A 1257-nucleotide genomic window follows, 5' to 3' on the forward strand; every position below is an offset into this window, starting at 1 on the left:
CTTCATTGGTACTACGCTGCTATCCGACTCCCTACACAGCATTTGGTTTCCTTGCTTTTTTATCGCTTGTACACCATACTCTTCTAACAAGAAAAGACCGGTAGGGTCTCCCGAGTTGCCGTATCATATCGATGTGTAACGTGCCAAGGTCTCTGACTCCAGAGAGATTTTATCCATCTTGCCCTTAACGAAGGATAAAATGTTGCTTTCTGCTGCAGGTAAAGCATCAGCCCTCTCGATTTACTAACATTATGGAGCTCAATCCCTTCAACCATTTGGCTTTCGGCCCGCCACCTAACTGTCTACGCTTAAAGACTAAAGTTACCTTTAGCCCTCCAAGACTCGCTACGAGCGAATGGCTAGTTCTTACTCGACGGGAATCCCACCCGCTATATGATACGACCTTGGCTCGGCCGCACACCTGCACCGTTAGTTGAACAAGCAAAAATAAAAGCTGCCGAAGCAGCTACCGATCTTAAACTCTTGCACCCGTTAGCTTAAGTACAATTCTTCACAATCTCTTCGTTAATCAATCAAAAAGGGCGATGCCTTTTTAAGCATCGCAGTGGTGGGTATTTTTTTAATTAGACTTACTAGCTTGCCTAAACTTTTCTCTTACCCAGTGAACTAATCTCAAATGCCAAAACATGAATCCATAAAGGAATGGGTAGGAAATAGCTGAGTACCACCATTTCCAATGTGGATAGTGTAAATATCCCATCTTTAAATATGTCCATTCATAGAAGCTAGAAAAGATTGACCATGCCAGAATATAGGTGATCTTCTTTTTCCAGCCGCCATTGAATGGATACCAGCTTATCATGATAACAGCAGCCGGAGCATAGATAAATAAAGTCATAAAGGTTGAAGGTAGATCAATGTATTTCCTTACCCAGAATTCATATAGGCTGTATCTATCGGTCCACCTGTCTGTTACTTCTGCGATGAATAGACATGTAGTAACCGTCGCATAATACTCCAACGGAGGAAGTGATTTCGGAATTCCAAGCTACCCACATGAAAATTACGGCTTAGACAATTAAATACCAGTACCACATGGAAATTCACCTGATTTCTTATATAAACCGTTACTTTCATAGGATTATCAGATCAGTCTCTTTTTATTTGCGTAAGAGTAGAGCAAATGCTTCCGATTCAGTTGATGGTTCTGAGTTGTTCTTTTACTTCCACTAACCTGCTTCGTTAGCTGAATAAGAAAAAAAGATTGAAGATCAATTCATTGTTTTTCAACTCTTA

Annotated in this window: 1 protein-coding gene; it reads right to left on the reverse strand. The window is 40.9% G+C overall.

What is annotated here, in order from left to right:
• Positions 1 to 580 precede the first annotated feature (580 nt).
• Complete coding sequence (locus ACSU6B_RS29140) at positions 581 to 982, reverse strand: CBO0543 family protein (RefSeq protein ID WP_410889957.1); 402 nt, start codon at positions 980 to 982, stop codon at positions 581 to 583.
• Between the last annotated feature and the right edge of the window lie 275 nt (positions 983 to 1257).

This window comes from Neobacillus sp. C211, assembly GCF_051842875.1.
Classification (GTDB): domain Bacteria; phylum Bacillota; class Bacilli; order Bacillales; family Cytobacillaceae; genus Neobacillus.